Annotated in this window: 20 protein-coding genes and 1 pseudogene; 5 read left to right on the top strand and 16 right to left on the bottom strand. The window is 39.8% G+C overall.

The window, feature by feature from the left end:
• Positions 1-21: 21 nt before the first annotated feature.
• Positions 22-1,290 (bottom strand): ATP-binding protein, encoded by a 1,269-nt coding sequence (locus tag BLT91_RS04335; RefSeq protein ID WP_090816983.1) that lies wholly within the window; start codon positions 1,288-1,290, stop codon positions 22-24.
• A 372-nt stretch (positions 1,291-1,662) separates the two neighbouring features.
• On the opposite strand from BLT91_RS04335, the gene BLT91_RS04330 reads away from it, so the two are divergent.
• Positions 1,663-3,087, top strand: coding sequence for an aminotransferase-like domain-containing protein (locus BLT91_RS04330; protein WP_302847450.1), 1,425 nt, complete (start codon positions 1,663-1,665; stop codon positions 3,085-3,087).
• Positions 3,088-3,182: 95 nt separating this feature from the next.
• Here BLT91_RS04330 and BLT91_RS04325 read toward each other — a convergent pair whose 3' ends face one another.
• The 5 genes from BLT91_RS04325 to BLT91_RS31265 all read right to left on the bottom strand — a co-directional run bounded on the left by BLT91_RS04325 (position 3,183) and on the right by BLT91_RS31265 (position 6,166).
• Complete coding sequence (locus BLT91_RS04325; RefSeq protein ID WP_090816980.1) at positions 3,183-3,746, bottom strand: TetR/AcrR family transcriptional regulator; 564 nt, start codon at positions 3,744-3,746, stop codon at positions 3,183-3,185.
• Positions 3,747-3,924: 178 nt separating this feature from the next.
• The gene (locus tag BLT91_RS04320) at positions 3,925-4,617 is read right to left on the bottom strand and encodes an NAD(P)H-dependent oxidoreductase (protein ID WP_090816977.1); all 693 of its coding nucleotides are present in this window, start codon (positions 4,615-4,617) and stop codon (positions 3,925-3,927) included.
• 245 nt (positions 4,618-4,862) lie between these two features.
• Positions 4,863-5,504 carry an NAD(P)H-dependent oxidoreductase gene (locus tag BLT91_RS04310; RefSeq protein WP_090816972.1) on the bottom strand — a complete coding sequence of 214 codons (642 nt, stop codon included), beginning with the start codon at positions 5,502-5,504 and terminating at the stop codon, positions 4,863-4,865.
• Positions 5,505-5,746: 242 nt separating this feature from the next.
• Positions 5,747-5,965: a hypothetical protein gene (locus BLT91_RS04305; protein WP_090816969.1), complete on the bottom strand. Its 219-nt coding sequence runs from the start codon at positions 5,963-5,965 to the stop codon at positions 5,747-5,749.
• Between the two features lie 6 nt (positions 5,966-5,971).
• Positions 5,972-6,166, bottom strand: coding sequence for a hypothetical protein (locus BLT91_RS31265; protein ID WP_175532076.1), 195 nt, complete (start codon positions 6,164-6,166; stop codon positions 5,972-5,974).
• A 213-nt stretch (positions 6,167-6,379) separates the two neighbouring features.
• Here BLT91_RS31265 and BLT91_RS04300 point away from each other — a divergent pair.
• Together BLT91_RS04300 and BLT91_RS04295 are read left to right on the top strand one after the other, a co-directional pair.
• A pseudogene (locus tag BLT91_RS04300) lies at positions 6,380-6,615 on the top strand (spore germination protein); the annotation flags it as partial.
• A 330-nt stretch (positions 6,616-6,945) separates the two neighbouring features.
• The gene (locus BLT91_RS04295) at positions 6,946-7,701 is read left to right on the top strand and encodes a GTP cyclohydrolase II (RefSeq protein WP_090816966.1); all 756 of its coding nucleotides are present in this window, start codon (positions 6,946-6,948) and stop codon (positions 7,699-7,701) included.
• A 132-nt stretch (positions 7,702-7,833) separates the two neighbouring features.
• Here the strand turns inward: BLT91_RS04295 and BLT91_RS04290 are convergent, their stop codons facing one another.
• Positions 7,834-8,415 (bottom strand): CBO0543 family protein, encoded by a 582-nt coding sequence (locus tag BLT91_RS04290; protein WP_175532075.1) that lies wholly within the window; start codon positions 8,413-8,415, stop codon positions 7,834-7,836.
• Between the two features lie 175 nt (positions 8,416-8,590).
• Here BLT91_RS04290 and BLT91_RS04285 point away from each other — a divergent pair, with 175 nt between their 5' ends.
• On the top strand, positions 8,591-9,922 hold the full coding sequence (locus BLT91_RS04285; RefSeq protein ID WP_090816963.1) for an MFS transporter: 1,332 nt from the start codon (positions 8,591-8,593) through the stop codon (positions 9,920-9,922).
• Positions 9,923-10,097: 175 nt separating this feature from the next.
• On the opposite strand, the gene BLT91_RS04280 is transcribed toward BLT91_RS04285, so the two are convergent.
• From BLT91_RS04280 to BLT91_RS04270, 3 genes are all read right to left on the bottom strand, one after another.
• On the bottom strand, positions 10,098-11,078 hold the full coding sequence (locus tag BLT91_RS04280) for an aldo/keto reductase (protein ID WP_090816960.1): 981 nt from the start codon (positions 11,076-11,078) through the stop codon (positions 10,098-10,100).
• 242 nt (positions 11,079-11,320) lie between these two features.
• Positions 11,321-12,136, bottom strand: a complete 816-nt coding sequence (locus BLT91_RS04275; protein WP_175532074.1) for a nicotianamine synthase family protein — start codon at positions 12,134-12,136, stop codon at positions 11,321-11,323.
• A gap of 223 nt (positions 12,137-12,359) precedes the next feature.
• Positions 12,360-12,617: a hypothetical protein gene (locus BLT91_RS04270; RefSeq protein ID WP_090816952.1), complete on the bottom strand. Its 258-nt coding sequence runs from the start codon at positions 12,615-12,617 to the stop codon at positions 12,360-12,362.
• 512 nt (positions 12,618-13,129) lie between these two features.
• Here BLT91_RS04270 and BLT91_RS04265 point away from each other — a divergent pair.
• Positions 13,130-13,966 carry a DUF2935 domain-containing protein gene (locus BLT91_RS04265; protein WP_090817306.1) on the top strand — a complete coding sequence of 279 codons (837 nt, stop codon included), beginning with the start codon at positions 13,130-13,132 and terminating at the stop codon, positions 13,964-13,966.
• 132 nt (positions 13,967-14,098) lie between these two features.
• On the opposite strand, the gene BLT91_RS31260 is transcribed toward BLT91_RS04265, so the two are convergent.
• The 6 genes from BLT91_RS31260 to BLT91_RS04240 are packed head-to-tail and all read right to left on the bottom strand — an operon-like array spanning position 14,099 to position 19,053.
• The gene (locus BLT91_RS31260) at positions 14,099-14,272 is read right to left on the bottom strand and encodes a hypothetical protein (protein WP_175532073.1); all 174 of its coding nucleotides are present in this window, start codon (positions 14,270-14,272) and stop codon (positions 14,099-14,101) included.
• Positions 14,273-14,286: 14 nt separating this feature from the next.
• Entirely contained in the window at positions 14,287-15,369 is a 1,083-nt protein-coding gene (locus BLT91_RS04260) for a GerAB/ArcD/ProY family transporter (protein WP_090816949.1), read from the bottom strand.
• Positions 15,370-15,373: 4 nt separating this feature from the next.
• Entirely contained in the window at positions 15,374-16,474 is a 1,101-nt protein-coding gene (locus BLT91_RS04255) for a GerAB/ArcD/ProY family transporter (RefSeq protein WP_090816946.1), read from the bottom strand.
• A gap of 4 nt (positions 16,475-16,478) precedes the next feature.
• Entirely contained in the window at positions 16,479-17,576 is a 1,098-nt protein-coding gene (locus BLT91_RS04250; protein WP_090816943.1) for a GerAB/ArcD/ProY family transporter, read from the bottom strand.
• A 16-nt stretch (positions 17,577-17,592) separates the two neighbouring features.
• Positions 17,593-17,826, bottom strand: a complete 234-nt coding sequence (locus BLT91_RS04245; protein WP_090816940.1) for a hypothetical protein — start codon at positions 17,824-17,826, stop codon at positions 17,593-17,595.
• Between the two features lie 6 nt (positions 17,827-17,832).
• Positions 17,833-19,053, bottom strand: coding sequence for a Ger(x)C family spore germination protein (locus tag BLT91_RS04240; protein ID WP_217635174.1), 1,221 nt, complete (start codon positions 19,051-19,053; stop codon positions 17,833-17,835).
• Positions 19,054-19,078: the final 25 nt, after the last annotated feature.

Genomic DNA, 19,078 nt, shown 5'->3' with positions numbered 1-19,078 from the left:
GCCAACTGTCGCATTACATGCTTACGATCCTGAAGACAATGGAAACGATATTTCGAATACGGTCCCCTTACCCATTTCACTCGCTATTTTTATTTTTCCCTTCATAGCTCTGATTAGACTGAATGATACCATAGTTCCTAGTCCAGTTCCTTTTTCTTTAGTAGAAAAATACGGGGTTCCAAGCCTACTAATTTGTTCTTCTGACATACCAATGCCATTATCGCTAATGGTTACTACAATCTTGTTTTTTTGTTCGGATAGTTTGATGTCTAACACCCCGCCGTTATTAGACATCGCTTCAATAGCGTTTTTACCAATGTTGATAAGCGACTGTCGCAGTTTATATCTGTCTCCAAGAATAAACATTCGCCCATCACATAATAATGACACATCCATTTTTACATTATTATAATTCGCAAATGTTAAAAGGACATTGGATACATATTGAACTTCAACCTTCAAATTGATTTTTTCTATTTTTTCTGGTTCAGGTTTCGCAATTGATAAATAATCAGTAATAATCATTTGCGCCCGATCTAATTCCTCAAGGGATATTTTTTGGTAAAATTCTTTTTTTTCTTGGTCTAAATTCGGTGCTCCGATTAATTGGATAAAGCCTCTTACTGACGTAAGCGGATTTCGTATTTCATGCGCAACTGAGGCCGCCATCTCACTAACGATTTTAATTTTCTCTCCCCTAATTGCTTCTTCTTGCATATGAAAATATTTTTGTAGAAATTCTATTAAATAAATAAATACTGCAATAACAACACCTTGCAGAATGTATGTTTTTATTGTTATTAATACATGCGTTGCTAAAAGATCAAAGTTATTAACTAATGACAGATACATAACAAAAGTTAAGAATTTTATTAAAGAACAAATAATTACTGCAGAGATAATTTTTTGAATTAAATTTAATTGCTTATACCTTTTTAAAAGTAGTGCAACTAATACTATCGTTGGGATAATTGACATCGCATAGATTAAATTGTTTGGATTTCCTAAAAAATATCGACACAAAATAAGTGTTATATAAAGAAACACCGACACATAAATACCGCCATATAAGGAACCCACAAGTAATGGTATTGATCGGAAATCATAAATCAGGCCATTTAAATTAACAGGAAAAGACATAGCGAATACGATGGCAAAAGAGAAAAAAATGTATATTAATATGCTGTAAATTTTGGTTTTACTCTGAGATTTATATGTGTACGGATATGCAACCAGGGGAGCAAAAATTAAAAAGATATTCAATAAAAAGTCTTTGAAGAAATTAATCATGAAGTCACCTTCGCTTTAATTTATTTTCTATGAACGAAGAAACTGTTCTTATGACTCAATTCGGTATTTTTTTTCGGATTCCTTTAAAAAAGTTTCTTTTTTCACTCTCTCACTGCTGAATAGGCTGCCGAAATTATTTGCTGACAGCCTAGATGTATTTATTCGACTCTTGTTATCTATTAGCGAAGTAACTAACAAACGGAAAAAGGAGCCTCTACTCCGCCTGGCTAGCTCCATCACAAACGATTCTTGTTAGAGGAAATAAAAAGCATCGACACCTATTCATACATAGCATGGAATAGAACAGATTCATGATAACAGAACAAATTACTGGGGTTTGATATATAATAAGTGAATTAGGGAGGACGAGTTGTGAAGAATAAGCAAACGAAAGATGCCAAATTTCTTTTTAGACAAGCATACGATTATATGGTAACCAGGATCGAGCGCGGTGAGTGGAAAGCTCATGACAAACTCCCTTCGATTAGGCTTCTCGCCCAAGAGCTCCGGATACACCGGCTTACCGTTTTTCGAGCGTATCAGATGCTGAAACAAAACGAGAAGGCCTATGTAAAGGAGAAATCGGGTTATTATGTAAGTCCAGTCTCTACAGAATATGTTGTATCCGAACATACAGAGGGGCACCCCATCACCGCTTCCGGCAACTTGAAAAACTCCTTATCTGAAATTCAACAGATATCCGTTGTCTATCAATTTTCCCAAGCACTGATCGATCCTAATTTGCTGCCGAATCTTTACCTATCCGAACATGTTAAAAAAGTTTTCGACATCTATCCGAAATTAATGGGAACCTACTCTAGCGCACAAGGGGACGAGGAGCTTCGTGAATTCCTTTGCGGCTATATGTATCGACACCACAGTCTCCAGCTTACCGTAAATGATCTTTTGATTACGACGGGAGGGCAACAGGCGATTGACTTAATTTCCCGGGTATACATCAGACCGATGGATGCCATCTTGGTAGAAAGACCGACGTATAGTGCTGCACTCGATATATTCCGTCAACAGGGTGCACGGTTTATACCTGTCGACATTTACCCCGATGGCTATGATCTGGAAAAAGTTGAAATGCTCATGCTTCAGCACCGGCCCCGAATTTTTTATATGAATCCTACCTTTCATAATCCGACAGGGTATACGGTTCCCGCGGCTCAACGTAAACAGCTAGTCGAATTGGCTGAGCGGTATCGCTGTTTACTAGTAGAAGATGATGCGATACACGAAATGTATTTTGATCAGCCGCCCCCTCAGCCAATGATTACTTACGATACAGATGGGTGGGTTGTGTATCTCCGCAGCTTTAGTAAATATGTGGCGCCCGGACTACGTATATGCACTGTCATTGGCCAACCATCCGTGATAAGGCCTCTTATTACCGCAAAGTCTTTGGCTGACAACGGAACACCACTCGTCAATCAGAAAATTTTTCTACACTATTTCAAGTCAGAAAGGATGAAGCAACATTTGGAGAAGCTGCGCATCGCCCTTCAAATTAGAAAAGAAATTGTGGAGGAGGAGTTGACTACTACTGAATGGAAATGGGTCAGTCCAAAGGGTGGCTTCAATTTGTGGCTCAAGCTTCCTGAAGCGCTTCCTGTGGAAGAGTTTTTAGACGAATGCGTCAGGCAATCTATCTCTTTTGTTCCGGGGATGATCTGTGATCCGCTCAGAGAGCTTCGATCTTGGATCCGTTTAAGCTATTCATTCATCAATGAAGGGCAATTGCGGGATGGAGTCAGGAGACTGACAGAAATTGCTCAACGCTATAAGGAGTAAAGGGACAGCATCCCATATGGAGTAACTATCCTGATGTTTTCGTTTTATTCAATTTGGATATTTAAAGGAATGATCGTTCCGTAATAAAGCAAAAATTATCTAAGAAACTTCAACGACATACTAACGATATTATCTAGCGTTTGACGATCAGAAATCACAGCAGTAACAGAAATACCGTGCATCACATTTACAAGATATTCGGATAAGGCCCTTAAGTTGGGATTGCCTTTAATTTCACCATTATTTAATGCGCGTGTTAATAACTGATAGAATGGTCTTTCGTTTTTTGACATGTTTGAACGGACGCGGTCTGAAACATCGGAATGAGCGGTCATCTCCAAAGAAGCATTCACCATTAAACAACTCCGCGGTATATGAAGTTCAATTACTTTATTAAAAAAACGGAATAACAAGTCTTTTGCAGTTCCTTTTTCATAAAGAATAGGAACTAAGCATTCATTGGCTTGATCTTCATATTTATCTAAAGCAACTAGATACAAGTCCTTTTTACTCCCAAATGTCTCATAAATACTACTGCGACTAAGTCTTAGCACATCGACAAGATCCTGCATCGAGCTTCCTTCATATCCTTTTTCCCAAAAAACTTCCATTGCGTTCTCTATCGCTTTGTCGATATCAAAGTTATTGTTTCTGGACATTTTGATCATCCCCTGTTACTAATTAGCTAAATTAAGATGAAGTTATCCTCTTTTTTTCTCTTTACTTATTCCAAAAAGAACTCGTTTATTCGATGAAAACCCCTTATCGCAATTAATACGATAAGGGGTTCACTCTAGCATTTAAGTCAGCTTTAAATAAAGATATTCAAAATGATGATTAGAATCTTTTAGCAACTTCTCGTGCCTTTTGGATAGCTTTTTCTTTAATCACTTGTGCTTGATCAGGAGCTGCAGCCATACCTTCAACAAAGATAGCTTCAAAGCTAGGTACTCCAAGGAACTTCATAATGATGTCTAAGTGACGATGCCCCATTTCAAAGTCAGCAAAATCTGAGCCTGGAGACAACACACTTCCACTTGCTTGAATGTGTACTGCTTTTTTACTGTCCAACAAGCCAACAGGACCTTTTCCTGAGATATAACTAAAGGTTTTACCTGCAACACAGATGGAGTCGATGTATGCTTTCATGACAGGTGGGAATGAAAAGTTCCACGTCGGATTCGCAAATACGTATTTATCGGCTGCCACAAATTGATCTACCAGTTCACCGAGACGACCTACTTTTGCTTTCTCGCTACTTGTCAATTGATCAAAAGCAGTACCTGATCCCAATTTGCCCCAGCCACTGAGAACATCAGCATCAATGTGAGGGATACCCATTTTATATAGATCAAGATGAATCACTTCATCATTTGGATTCGCAGCGCGGTAAGCCTCTACAAATTCTTTTCCCACTGCTAAGCTATATGATGTTTTATCATCGTGTGGATGGGCTGTAATGTAGAGCACCGTTTCACTTTTTACTTTATTTTTATTTGAGCCAAATACTTTTTTCAAAATTTCAAACATAACATTACACTCCTTCTATATTAGTTTTTATCACTTCTGGAAAATTGGTATGATCGTATTGATTACAAGTGGGTTTTCTTAGTACCGCTTCGTTAATAAAGGGTTCAAACCAAATCTGGAATCCTTCCATGTCTGGCTTCTGTTCAACTATATTACCTCCAGCGAATTCTCCGATTCCTTGTTGGTTCGGCGGCATAATCCTAATTTCTATAAGCTTTACTTTTTTTAATAATGCTAGTTAAGAATTAGAATTTTATCGCCAGCTCGCGAGCTTTTTGGATAGCCTTTTCTTTAATCACTGGCGCTTGGTCGGGAGCTGCAGCCATACCTTCAACAAAAATAGTTTCCAAGCTTGGCACTCCAAGGAACTTCATAATGACTTCTAAGTGGCGATGACCGATTTCAAAGCCAGCAAAATCTGAACCCGGAGACAATACGCTTCCGCTTGCTTGAATGTGTACCCCTTTTTTACTGCCTAACAAGCCAACAGGGCCTTTTCCTGAGATATAACTAAAGGTTTTACCTGCAACACAGATGGAGTCGATGTATGCTTTCATGACAGGCGGGAATGAAAAGTTCCATGTCGGATTCGCAAATATATATTTATCGGCTGCCACAAATTGATCTACTAGTTCACCGAGACGACCTACTTTTGCTTTCTCTGAACTGGTCAATTGATCAAAAGCAGTGCCTGATCCCAATTTGCCCCAACCGCTTAAAACATCAGCATCAATTTGAGGGATATCCATTTTATATAAATCAAGATGAATCACTTCATCATTAGGATTAACCGCGCGATAAGCCTCTACAAATTCTTTTCCTACTGCCAAGCTATAAGATGTTTCGTTATCGCTTGGATTGGCTGTGATATATAATACTGTTGCCATTATTAATCTACCCCTTTATATTAGTTTTTTGGGAATGATCGTTCCATCTTAGAACAAAAAAATATGCGAGCAACGGTTATTTTACTGCCTCAAATTAATTAATTAATTAAGTAACTTACAATTTGTATGTTACTATAATTCATTTCATATTGTCAAATTACTTTTTATATAAAAATAATTTTTTAAAGAATATAAAATAGCCTCCATTTTATGGGGGCTTCGCACGTTGTTGAATCATCCTCTTAACGAATTTTGCAGGTATTGCGGCCAAGCATTTGATTAATGGCACATTTTTGCGACAGCCCAGTAATAAGGAAGGGAGGCGCGATTAAGTGATGGTAAGGGTATCGGTTCCATCCTCGGTCATCATAACAAGAAACCGGAATGGCCAATGCCACGCACAGCTGTGCAATCCATGCAGAAGCTTCATATTCGCTCTCTATGAGAATGCTGGACATCATAAGAGGTCAGCACTCCTCGCCATTGACCCGATACAGAGTGACTTCTCTTCCGCTGCCGCAGATTCTATACATTCTTACGGTTCCTTCCAGAATTAAACCGGCATACTCCAGGAACTGGCCCTCCTCAATTACATGGCTGGGCTGCAGTTCTAATATGGTTATTCCCTCTTCGCTCCAGTCCTGTACGGAAATATCGGACAAGCTAGGAAAGAGCGAAACAATACCAATAAGGGGTATAAGAAATCTCCTTGCAGGAAAATATATAGAAAAATCATCTCATATTCTGAGAATTCATTAGGTACAATCTTATCGGATGTTCGATTCTATTGCTGAAGGTTCGATCGACACAGTAACTTTCACGATGGAAAAGAGAGTTCTAATCAATTAGTCAAACAACATTTCGCTAAAGTTTGCTCTATCGAAACCGCGATTCATATAAAAATATTGTTGAGGTAAAGGATTGCGCGAAGCAGGTGTTCGTTTGCCGAAAGCAGTCGGATCTGCAATCTGTATGGTTGGGGCCTTGGTTATCGGGCAAGCCGCGGTACAGGCAAGAATAGTATCTGCTCCTATGGTGATCATCGTCCATGACAGAAATCGCTTCTTTTGTCATTCCTCGTTACAACATGGGCATCGCCTTTCGGATACTTCTTGGATTCGATTTTCTTTTTGAATGAATTCTACTTAGGCACTGGCTTTGACCAATATGAGAACGGTAATCCCTACGAAAACCTTTGAGAGGGTTGCGGTACAGGGCAATCTTACTTTATTTAGACAAGTTCGGGTAAAAATTTATTTGAAAGAATTCTGTTTATGCAGCAAAAATTATCCAGAAAAATAACCATCCCTTGAATTGATGAAGATCCCCTATCCGCTTGAGAAAATGCAGGCAATGGCTGTATTTAAAATACGTTCGGATCCGTTCGAAAATAGTTTAAGCAAAGAGTAACTTGAATAACAAGTCTAGGAGGAGTTAGCAGATGTCTATGACGCAATCACTAAACCCGAAAGTTATGATGTTTTTGAAAGAAAAGGTTAAATTAATTAAAACCAATAATAAAGTCATTTATTTGGTTGGCCCGATTAAATTACCTGTTAGTTTATTTGAGGAAACCGTTCAGTTTCAATGGTACTGCTGGTTGAATTGCAAAGAGGTTGCGGAAAACTTCGAACGAATTATTGATAAATTATCCTCCGCTAATTTGGCTGAAATACAGCAGTCCAGCGTCTTGATTCATGGAGACTTCGAGTCCGCAGATGACGCATTGATCCGTATGCACTCGATTTGCCATACGGGAGATATCTTTGGATCCAAACGCTGCGATTGCGGATTTCAGCTCAAAACGGCCATGAAAGAAATTGCTAAACACGGGACTGGAGCCTTGTTTTACTTAGCTAACCATGAGGGAAGAGGGATCGGTCTATTTAGTAAAGCGCTAGCTTACATTTTACAAGAGAACGGATTCGACACCGTAGATGCGAACTTGAAGCTGGGTTTTGTCGACGACTCACGCAACTATAGCGATGCAATCTATGTTCTCAAAGAACTGCGAACGAAGCCAGTTAAGGTAATGACCAATAATCCCAAAAAGTTGGAAGCATTGAAACAAGCAGGAATGAACATCGCTGAACGTGTGGAGCTATGGGGAGACGTCTCGGAGTATAATCAGAATTATTTGAAAACGAAGATTACACGTTCTGGACATTTGGAAGGCGAAGGCTGCTGTAATGACTAATCCTAAGTTCTATATGTGATTGACCATTCAGTTCATAAAAAGGGATCTCCCTCTAATTTCAAACAAACGGGGACATCCCATTCCAACGAATGCAAATAGTATAGTAGAATGCTCAATAATAATTTCTCTATCTTACTGGATTTGTGCATAGTTATCATTTGGCAGTCGGTGTTTAACCGTACTTGTCAAGAGCACAGGTGAAGGCATCTTGATGTGTGATCGTTCCTCGATGGATTTTCCTCCTATTAAATCTCTCTCAGGCATAATCCTTCTTAATAAACCTACAAATCCTCTTACCGTAAACATTGTAAAATTAATTGACACAAATGTGTGAAGAACTGACCAGGATTTCCATTTAAACAAGCCCGTTTTCTTCTCTAAAAACCATTGAAGCAAAGACATCGGCCCACTGAAATATAGACTTCTCGTTATCATTTCAAGTGGTTTACTCTGATAGGTCCATCTTACCCAAACTACGCTTAAAAGTGGATAGAATAACAAATCGTACAAAATATTAGTATCAAATACTTTGGCAAAAGGACGAACGGGGTACGAGATCTTCCCTTTTTTAATAATGAATGAATCTAGTGAACTTGATAAAACGCATTTCGAAAAGAAAACGGTCAGATACATGAGCAAATTATTACGTTTAAAAATGAATGGGGCAGCGGCTAATGATGAAACAAATAAAATTCGCAATAATAACTTTTCCAAAAAGATATTCCCCCCTTTCTTGCTTGCTTCATTATCTCTAGTGTGGATAAAAAACATTCTATTATTCATGTAAAGAATGGTCAGCGAAACAAAGAAACATAACCTGCTCTTTTTTAGTCTGACCAACATTTGTATAAGGGATCGATATATCTCAAGTTAGACAGGGTGGTCACGGATGAACGATAAAATTGTAATGCCGGTATGGACAATTGGCTTGTTTATCGTTGTAATGAATACGACGATGTTTAATGTTTCTATCCCTAGTATTATGCAAGACCTTGGTATCACTGCGGATCTTGGATCGTGGGTGATTTCAAGCTACTCCATCGGGTATGCCTTATCAACGGTTATTTACAGCAGGCTCTCAGATATCGTGCCGATTCGCAAGCTGCTGACCGTGGGGCTCTTGGTGCTAGGACTTTCATCCGTTTTCGGATTGTTTGCTCGAGATTTCAATGCTTTACTTATCGCTCGTATTCTTCAATCCGCAGGAGCAGGGGTAATGGCCGGTCTTGGTCTGGTTCTGGCCAGTAGATATGTTCCTATTGAAAAACGAGGCTCAGCCATTGCCATGATTTCTGCAGGGAGTGCTATGGCCTTCGGGCTCGGTCCGATCGTTGGCGGCTTGATTAGCGAATATTTAGGTTGGAACGGCTTGTTTACTATTACTTGTCTGGTTCTGGTCATTCTTCCCGTTCTTGTACGTCTGCTTCCCAAAGAAAATGCGGCAGCCTTCCGATTCGATATCCTGGGTGCTCTCTTAACAATCGTCAACGCAGCTACTTTGTTGTTAGCAGTGACGCAAGTTTCTGGTGCATGGCTGGCCATCAGTTGTCTTTCCTTGCTTGTTCATGCTTGGCACTTGAACCGATCGAACGATACATTCATTAACCCTGAACTTCTGACCAATCCAGCATATTGTAAGCTCGTCACAATCGGGTTTTGTATCTTAGTGTTGAACCTTGGCAATTTATTTCTAATGCCATTGGTGTTGGCCAAGGTATTCGATCAATCGGCCATGGTGATTGGCTTGACGATTGCGCCAGGGGCCATTTTGTCGGCCTTCCTGACACGCTTCGTTGGCCGATGGATAGATCGGTACGGTAATCTGCGGTTTTTACTAATTGGACATTGTATATTATCTCTGGTGATGATTGCATTTTATACCGCTCTTGGCGCTTCGCCACTCGTTATACTTCTTGGATATCTTTGTTTCTCGCCTGCTTTTTCAGCAACGATTGCTTCTTTAAACAATGAGACGTCGCGTATTCTTCCCAAATCATTAATTGGCTCCGGTATGGGACTTATGCAGCTTATCCAATTTTTCGGGGGTTCAATTTCGGTTGCGGTTTGTGGAATACTGCTCGAAGTTCAAAAGAAAACGCCTCTTATTTATTCATACAAACACGTGTATGTCGTTTTATTTTTGATTGGTCTGAGTTCTCTGGGCATGTTGCTGTGGTACAAGCTTACTTCACCTAGGGTAGTTTCCTACGGAGACAAATGATAATAATTACAAACCTCCTAGGTATAGCGCGGCTTTTTAGAAATCAAAAAGAAGCAACGGTGGTTGCTTCTGATTTGGTGATTATGTTCCACTACCTGAGTTGGAGTTGATTCCGAATGATGAATTAAAGCCAATTCATCCCAATTCGGGTGAATTGGCTTTTGTTATTATTCTATTACCAAGCGTATGCCTTTGGAGCTTCTCCCCCCGGACCAGGGAAGATTTCATCTAACTTTTTCAACGTGGATTCATTAAGCTTAATTTCAACAACACGCAGTGTATTTTGGAATTGTTCTAAAGTACGCGGACCAATAATCGGTGCTGTCATTGCAGGGTGGACAAGCGTCCATGCTAATGCCACATTCGCTTCACTCTCACCAAGTTCCTTGCATAAAGTGGAGAAAGCCTCAAGCTGAGCGCGATACTTTTCTACCCTTTCAGGGTTGCTCGCTCTTTTAGAGCCCTTTATCGGCTTTAAGGCATTGCCACCTAGCAGGCCACCATCCAGTGGACTCCATGCGATTACACCAATCCCCAGTTCCTCAGCCGCTGGCAGCACTTCAAGCTCAGGCAGCCTGCATAGCAAGCTGTATTTGTGCTGCTCAGACACGAGGCCAAGAAGATGGCGGGATTTGGCTTCATATTGCGCTTTCACCAAATCGCGTCCCGCAAAGTTGCTAGAGCCGACGTAACCTATCTTCCCTTGATAAACCGGAACTTGAAAAGCTTCCCAAAGCTCATCCCAAGATACATTTCGATCCACATGGTGCATTTGATAAAGTTCAATATGATCCGTTTGAAGGCGACGTAATGACGCGTCCAAGTGACGGCGAAGCTTGTAAGCGGATAGTCCACCCTCCCGGTTCGGTCCGTCGTTTATATCATGCATATCTCCATAGAACTTGGTAGCTAGAATCGTTTTCTCTCTCCGACCACCGCCTTGTGCGAACCAGCGACCGATAATCTCCTCAGTACGTCCCGCATTCTCACCCCAACCGTAAATATTTGCCGTATCAAAAAAATTGATTCCGGCATCCAATGCGGCATCCATGATTCGATAGGCTTCTTTTTCCTCAGTATCTACACCGAAGTTCATTGTTCCAAGGCATAATTTGCTTACTTTTAAACCCGAACGTCCCAAGTAACTGTATTTCATCGCGATCTCCTCCAAGAGTTTATGTAGGCAAAGCTTATTCCATTACAAAACGATATCCGCTTTTTCATTTCTCCACCATCATCATACCTAATTCCGCGGCGCTTCAAAAGTACGCACTTTTCCTTTACCTAGTAGACTGAGGGTAATCTACTTACCTGAAGGTTAGTACTAATTATTTTATCTTGCAACCCCCTATGTCGTTAATAATCGAGGAAAGCTAGTTATCATTAGTGGTGTCCTTTTCAATAATGAGTTATCGTCTTCTTTTCTTTTTGTGACGTAGATTTCTCTAAGATGATTATGTCGTAAATAGGGTTCCAAACGATAAGTTTCCTCTGATGCCAGTCGCCTGACAAATCGCAATCGAATGGATAATTGAATAAGGATTTTACACCATTTCCATATCGCAACATAATTTTGACATCATTCTTGATCAATTCTTTTAATTGATCAAGCACCTCAATTTTGTTTTCGACCAGTGAAGCGATAATGATATGAGTTGTTTCCTTCAGAAAGGTAAGAGTGATCAGTTCCTCGCCGGAGAAACTAACCATAGTCTCTATATCGAAAGCTTTCGCTACATGACTGGCTAAAAAGACTGCTTCCGGATCGATATCAACTCCCATCACTTTCGCTCCGAATTCTTTAGCTATTGTTAGAGCCGAAACTGGAAATGCACCTGATCCGATAAAAAGAACTTTTGAATGGTAGTCAATGCCAAAACTTATCAAATCATCTTTCACCGATTGAATGATTGTTGTGAGATATTTATTTACATTCATTTCATTGCGAGATATGCATTTCGATTGATGCTTTTCCACATTGCATAGGGCCTCTATGGCTGCTTCTCTTAATCGCTTTGCTTGCCTTTGAACATCTTCATCTCGCCCCCAAGCAATCCATTGACGTATAGTTTCCTCCCTTACCATTAATTCGCAAAGCTCATCCAATTTGATTTTGAGAATTTCGTAACCGTCGCAGTACACTCGAGAATAATTCGTTAACTCTTTAATTTCACATTCAAGCAGCCTCAAAGACAACAAGAATTCAAACTTCAACCTCATATCGCCCTCCATCATATCTCATTAAGTAATGTGCTGTTGGTAATATCTATTAGCATTGCTCCTCTTTAAGAAGCATTTAATATTTGGGGAAATTCAGCAATGAGCGCCGCCAATTTGTAAGAAGATAATCGGGATGGTATGTATTTTTTCAAAGGATCACTCTAGGAAATGAGAAAGGAGCCGCATTGGCTCCTTTCTTTGATTGATATTTGACTCGTCACGGGCAAGGAAAACGGAAGATATCAATAATGATGCCAATTGGAATTCGAATCGTGATAAATAATCTGTCAATCCCGCTAAAAATCCGTAATCGGATAGTGTTACGCCCAACACTTAATAAACATCCTGTAAAAGTATTAAATAGTGTTCGAACAACAACAACTCTACCAATCAAACCAGGGGAAATATTTCTAATCCTTTGTTGTGTTTTCATAGGCACTCTTCGAGCAGTGGTCAGATGGAATTCTTTAGACATTCATCGCTCTCCTTTGTTCAATATTTTTAGAATTAGAACTTCTTTTTCTCAAAATGCATCCCATTGGTAGGAGGCAGTATCCCGCGTACCAACATTTTTTGTGATGTTTGACTCACAACAACAGTCTATGGTGAAACACCTTAATTGCACACGGCATTTACCTAGGTTCATACACGAACAGGTCATTCTTGGTGCAGAAATAACAGAAGAACAATTGAGCTCATTAATACTAAGCAGAGCCTAGTTATTTCCTAAGTTGGGGAAACTGCAGGGTGTAATAGTACTTAAAGCGTATCGTTAGAATAACAAAAAGCTTCACCTAGCAGAGGACTGTTAGATGAAGCTTTTTTAGATCATTATAATTTCAGCAGTGAGTACATCATTCAGTGGAAATCAATCAATCATTTGTTCAACCCGAACACTTTGCTTCGCAAATAATAAAAGCTGAAAACTTTAGTTAGTTGTCCTATTTTCTTGATATTTGGCATACACTCCTCTTCAAATTATTATACATGTGGTATCAACTATTTGTGAGGAGAGTGTACGAATTGTCAAATGAGTTCGTTATGCGGTCACTGGATGAGATCCGATTCTGGTCACGTATTATGAAAGAACATTCCTTATTTCTAAAACTCGGATTTCGTTGTGAGGATACCCAACTAATCCAAGAAGCAAATCAATTTTATAGTATTTTTGAGCAAATTGAAGGTAAAGCGCATTCATTTACCGAAATAACTGACCCTGAACAAATCAGACGCTTTAACATGGAAGTACATTCGGCTGTATCTCACATTTGGGCTTTTAAAAGAAAGGTTCTTGGACTAATCATACAATGTAAACTTCCTGGTGGAAACAATTTACCTTTGTTAGTAGATCATACAAGTCGAGAGGCAAATTATTTCAGAAATCGATTAGAGGAATTAAATTCAGGAAGATTAGAACCGCTACCCGATGCGATTATAGATGAAAATGTATTCTTTTTGCGAATAATGGCTGATCATGCAAAGTTCATAGGACATCTCCTCGACCCATCAGAACGAAAGCTAGTGGAACAAGCACGAAACTTTAGTCAAGATTTTGACCAACTTCTATTTCAGGCCGTTGATTTAAGTGGTATGCGCCCGCAATCACAAACACAGCCACTTCTTGGCCAATTCCTTGACCAGAACCGAGTTTCAGTCGTTTCTCTCCGCGATTTTAAAAAGACTGCAAAAGAATTAATCGATGCTTGTCGCATTAAAAGTATCATTCATCCTTTACTCGCCGACCACGTGTTTCGTGAAGCGGAGAGATTTCTTGTCATCATTGATATGTTTGAAAGAAGTTTAACAGGAAATCAAGCCCGATAATAAACAAATTACAAAAGTCCATCCTCAATGGTTAAAATTTTTATGGCCGCGCCGGAGATCCGTCGGGAATACGGGATAGCGTCCACTCCGGCAGATGGTTATGACAGGGATAGAGCGATGTCATACTCTCATCTACATCGACGCCAAACCAGGCTTTTCATTCACATAAACATACCCTTTTCGCACCACTGGACAGCCCGGAAACACTTCGCGCATTTTATGGGAATATTCACTCCACTCCTGGACGCCAAAATTCGGGCTGCTCAAGTCGAGATGAATGCTTGTGACGCGCGAGAATCTGCTCATCCAGTGCCTTCTATTCAAAGGGCTCGAATTTTTCCTACCATAAACAATAGTCCCGGAAGCACTACTCCAAAAAAAACGGCATATGGAATAAAAATTAGGGTGTCCCATCTTTGCATATAAGTAATGCTAGGATAAACAACAAGGGAATATAGGACCACTAGCATTCCACATGGAAACACAATAGAACGATATTGGGATAATTGAAATAGCTGCGCAAGCCCGACTACAAAACCATAAAAATATAGAGATAACTTGAAGTAAATGGAAATAACCCAAAATGCGGCTACGCTAGACTCTACACGCATAATAAAATGTCCCACGCTTATTTTTTTAGCTAACGAATAGCCGGGATAAAGCAACCTTTCGGTAGTACCAGGACCGAGTACAGATATACACATAAGTGTGATTCCAATCATAAAGACACCTCCAATGAAGGATGCTTTTATAAAACCCAGTTCTGCCCGTTCACGATTATCAATTTGCGTTGGGTAGATCACAAAAAATACGATCAACGTGAATGTTGCTGTAGCGATCATCGATAAAGCAGCGTGAGTTAATGGCTTTATTCCAGCTTCAAATACGGGTTGCAGGTTTTTCATTTCAATTTGCGGGGAAATAAAAAAAATCAAGAACAAAAACAGCAAAATAATATAAGGGAACAACACTTCTGCCGCCCGAGCTAGTGTTTCCAAACCTAATTTCACCCCCATGATGACAATGACGGCGAAAAGTACGTTAATAAATTGAATAGGCGTTTCCGGCATGATTTGGATATTCATAAAATTTCCGACATAGGACAGCAGCGTCGATGCACCTATGAAGCAGAAGAATACAAACAAAATGTTAAGTAGGTTACCCAACCATTTTCCCAGCACGATTTTTGAGTAATCAATCCAGTTATACCCACCCATTTGTCGACCGAGTCGGACATAAAATAGCGTGATACACGTGCTTACAATTGTTCCTATCACGGATGCTATCCATGCATCCTGTTTGGCATCTGCAGCCAAACCAGCAGGAATAACAAGTATGGTTGTACCCACGCTATATAAAATGACAAGCAGCTTGAACTGGCGTGCACTAATCTTCTCGTTCATAGGATCACCCTTTCGAATCGAGGGATTGTGAACGGATTTTTCCAACCACAAACAGTAGGGCTGGAATTACTACTCCCATAAATATGGCATAAGGAATAAACACTTTATCATCCCATTCATGCATGTAAGTGACATTGGGATATACAACAAGGGAATATACGACGATTAGCATGCCGCAAGGAAACACAATCGAACGATATTGGGTTAATTGACATAGCTGCCCAAGCCCTGTTACAAAACCATAAAAATATAGAGATGTCTTGAAGTATATGGCTAGGATCCAAAATGCGGCCACGCTAGACTCCACACGATCAACAAAATGTCCGACGCTAATTATTTTAGCTAATTCATAACTGGGATAAACCAGCCTTTTGGTAGTATCGAAACCAAGTACGGTTACACACATAAACGTAATCCCAATCATGAAGATACCGCCAACGAAGGATGCTTTTATAAAGCCATGTTCAGCCCGCTCAGGGGTATCGATTTGAAATGGGTAAATCATGAACATTACAATTAATGGGAATGTGGCTATGACGAGCATCGATAAAACACCGTGGGTCAATGGCTTTACTCCTGTTTCAAACAGGGGTCTAAGATTATTGAAATCCATTTCGGGGGAAATAAAAACAAGTAAGAACAAAAACAGCAAAACAATATAAGGGAAAAACACTTCAGCCGCTCGCGCAAGTGTTTCCACACCTAACCTCACCCCCATGACTACGATTAGGGCGAACAGGATATTAATAAATTCAATGGGTGTCTCCGGCATGATTTGGGTATTCATAAAATTCCCGATATAAAACAGCAGAGTCGATGCACCTATGAAGCAGAAAAATACAAATAAAACGTTGAGGAAGTTTCCCAACCACTTTCCCAGCACTATTTTCGAATAGTCGATCCAGTTGTGCTCACCCAATTGCCGTCCCATTAAGACATAAAATTTGGTGAAACACATCCCTATGATAGTTCCTATCACCGCCGCGATCCAGGCATCCTGTTTCGCGTCTGCAGCCAAACCAGAAGGAATAACAAGTATCGTTGTTCCTATACTAAATAAAATGACGAGCAGTTTGAACTGGCGTGCACTAATTTTTTCTTTCATAGGATCACCCTTTCAAACCTAAACCGCGTAATTTTGCGGTTATGAGCAGTAAAACAGGTAGAACGAATCCATAACAAAATGCAAAAGGCGGCCAGGACTGTGAAGCGAAGTTTTGGAAATAGGTAATATTCGGATAAACAAGTATGGATAATGAAACGATCAGCATACCTAAGGGTAATGTTAGCGGTTTATATTCCGTAAGACGAAAGGTCTGGGATAGCCCAAGTGTAGCAGCGTAGAAACATAAAGTTAATTTAAAATAAATGGTGAGAAACCAAATTCCAGCAACGATGACCTCCAATCGTTCCAAAAATTTACCTACATTAATCTTTTTGGCTAAAATATAGGTTGGGTAAATTTGGCGAGTTGTAATATCTACTCCCATGACAAGCACGGACAGTGCGGTCAACAAGAATAAAACAACTCCCGCGATTAAAACTCCTATGACGAAAGTCTTTCCAATGGATTTTATATGATTGGCGCATGGTAATATCATTAGCAGAACAATCAATTCCAGAAACGGCGTCCCGACAAAATGATAGGTCGCAAGTATAATGTGTTTAACCCCATTCTCACCAATGGGTTGTATATGCTTTAGTTTAATTAATGGGACCAGCGTTATCCCAATGATGAATATGAAGAGCATTAACCAAGGGAAGAATACTTCTCCCGCTCTTGCGATGGTCTCAATACCAAGTCGGATACCTATCACGGAGATCGATAAGAAAATGATATGAATAAATTGGATGGGTGTATCCGGTATAATCATCGAAGTCATAAAATCGCCGATATTTCTCAAGACTAACGAAGCTAAAAGCAAGAAGAAGAAACAAGTCAATAAAGAAACTATTTTACCTAGCCATTTCCCGAGGATGATTTCATTCATGTGAACAAGCGTGGATTCGGGAAATCGAGCCCCAAGCTTTTGATAGAGATACACTAATCCTATTCCTACAACAATTCCTAGTATGGAAGCCATCCAAGCATCTTGACGAGCCTCCCCTGTCAACATCGATGGACTAATTAAGATCGAACTGCCAATGGTGAAGAAAATAACGAGAATGGTAAATTGTCTACTTCCGATTTTTTCCTTAATAAACATAGACACACCCCCTTTTTCATTTCAAAATGGCTGAAATCATCTCTCCCGCTGGTTTAAATACAAAAGCAATCCAATCCAAAGGGTTGGGAATTTTCATATTCATAGCCTGTGCACACCCGATACTAAGAGCCAGTCCCAATATGACAAAAAAGGCCAGAAGATCCTTCAACTTCTTTGTTTTTAATAAGGAAGGCACTTCAATGCCAACTATGATTAACGTCAGTGTAATAATGCCTATAATGGACCACATTAGGAGCTACTCCTTTAACTCGGTTGCTATCGAATTATTGACCGTGCCCAATCGACGTATTTTAATATTTGGATTAATTTTCACTTCGACTTGTTTGTATCCTTCTCTCTCCCATGTATCTTTTACTTTATTCCAATATTTGGGATCAGAACGATGAATGGCTTCACCAAAACCAAAAACGTCTGATTTCAATTGGGTTTGTCCTTTTCGTATAGCTTGTTCGATCATAGTCTTAACATCTTTTTCTATTAATTTTTCCAACTCATCAATGGTTTGATTTTTCGTCAAATCTATATCGCATTGAACATCACCAACGTTTACTTCTCCTCGCAGGTTTAATGTTATGTGAGGTGTTCCTTCTACAACGCTGCCTTTCTGCTTGGCAACTACTCGGATCAATTCCACCGCTAAATTACCCTTTCCCTTTGGACATTTCACCTCAATTACGGTACTTTTCACCTTATCCTGGGTGTAATTGTAGCCTTTACTCTCGTTTTCGTTCAACCAACCGATGAGTTTATCTTTTTTAAAGACTGCTAATCCAGAATAAATAAGAACCGGTGAACTATTTACCTTCTCCATGGCTGATTTTTTGCTGCCAAGTTCGGGATCACCTTCGATTCTTATGCCGGTTAATACGGCTTCTTTGGCTCCTTTACTTAATATATTTGAAATCAGGTCTTCCAAAGTCACCTTTCCCGTTGCTGCCCAGAACTTTTGAGCCAATTCTAAAGAGGAGAACAATTGATTTGCAGGAATTTTCTCTAGCGGTGTTAACACTTTGACGATTTGTTCGGCTCGAACATCTCGCGCTATGACAATGAAATAATCCGTTCTGAGTTCATGGTTTCTCGATAAAAAGTCCAAGACGGGGCTAATCCCTTCTTTCGCCAAACCCTCACCGATAATAACCATTCGTAATTGAGCCAAGTAAATTCTACGATTTAGTTTCATGGTTAATTTACGCAGCGCTTCAAGAAGAGTCTCCCCTTGAGATGTATAGGTCGTAACGGGTGTGCCGAATCCTGATTTGTTTTTGGACGCAATTTCACCTGAATTCACCAATTGAACGGTTAAGTCGTATTCTCCATCACTCTTATCAATCGCCAAGGCTACCGTGATGCTTAGTTCATTTAATTCCCTACGACTCCAGCAACCGCTTATCATAGGAATAATCATAACAAACAAACTTAGCAGAACTGCCGTTCTGACCATCTTATTGTTCATGTAATTCTCCTTGGACCAAAAAGGA

This window comes from Paenibacillus sp. yr247 (assembly GCF_900103825.1).
In the GTDB taxonomy this organism is placed as follows: Bacteria; Bacillota; Bacilli; order Paenibacillales; family NBRC-103111; genus Paenibacillus_E.
Note: the sequence above shows the minus strand (reverse complement) of the source record. Positions and strands in the feature narration are given on the sequence as shown.

Bases quoted from the DNA above. Each gene is read 5' to 3' on its own strand.
- BLT91_RS04260 (WP_090816949.1), bottom strand. From the start codon at position 15,369: ATGAACGAGAAGATTAGTGCACGCCAGTTCAAGCTGCTTGTCATTTTA.
- BLT91_RS04295 (WP_090816966.1), top strand. From the start codon at position 6,946: ATGTCTATGACGCAATCACTAAACCCGAAAGTTATGATGTTTTTGAAA.
- BLT91_RS31260 (WP_175532073.1), bottom strand. From the start codon at position 14,272: ATGAGCAGATTCTCGCGCGTCACAAGCATTCATCTCGACTTGAGCAGC.
- BLT91_RS04320 (WP_090816977.1), bottom strand. From the start codon at position 4,617: ATGTTTGAAATTTTGAAAAAAGTATTTGGCTCAAATAAAAATAAAGTA.
- BLT91_RS04250 (WP_090816943.1), bottom strand. From the start codon at position 17,576: ATGTTTATTAAGGAAAAAATCGGAAGTAGACAATTTACCATTCTCGTT.
- BLT91_RS04305 (WP_090816969.1), bottom strand. From the start codon at position 5,965: ATGATGTCCAGCATTCTCATAGAGAGCGAATATGAAGCTTCTGCATGG.
- BLT91_RS04310 (WP_090816972.1), bottom strand. From the start codon at position 5,504: ATGGCAACAGTATTATATATCACAGCCAATCCAAGCGATAACGAAACA.
- BLT91_RS04270 (WP_090816952.1), bottom strand. From the start codon at position 12,617: ATGTCTAAAGAATTCCATCTGACCACTGCTCGAAGAGTGCCTATGAAA.
- BLT91_RS04280 (WP_090816960.1), bottom strand. From the start codon at position 11,078: ATGAAATACAGTTACTTGGGACGTTCGGGTTTAAAAGTAAGCAAATTA.
- BLT91_RS04335 (WP_090816983.1), bottom strand. From the start codon at position 1,290: ATGATTAATTTCTTCAAAGACTTTTTATTGAATATCTTTTTAATTTTT.
- BLT91_RS04240 (WP_217635174.1), bottom strand. From the start codon at position 19,053: ATGAACAATAAGATGGTCAGAACGGCAGTTCTGCTAAGTTTGTTTGTT.
- BLT91_RS04245 (WP_090816940.1), bottom strand. From the start codon at position 17,826: ATGTGGTCCATTATAGGCATTATTACACTGACGTTAATCATAGTTGGC.
- BLT91_RS04325 (WP_090816980.1), bottom strand. From the start codon at position 3,746: ATGTCCAGAAACAATAACTTTGATATCGACAAAGCGATAGAGAACGCA.
- BLT91_RS04255 (WP_090816946.1), bottom strand. From the start codon at position 16,474: ATGAAAGAAAAAATTAGTGCACGCCAGTTCAAACTGCTCGTCATTTTA.
- BLT91_RS04265 (WP_090817306.1), top strand. From the start codon at position 13,130: ATGTGGTATCAACTATTTGTGAGGAGAGTGTACGAATTGTCAAATGAG.
- BLT91_RS04285 (WP_090816963.1), top strand. From the start codon at position 8,591: ATGAACGATAAAATTGTAATGCCGGTATGGACAATTGGCTTGTTTATC.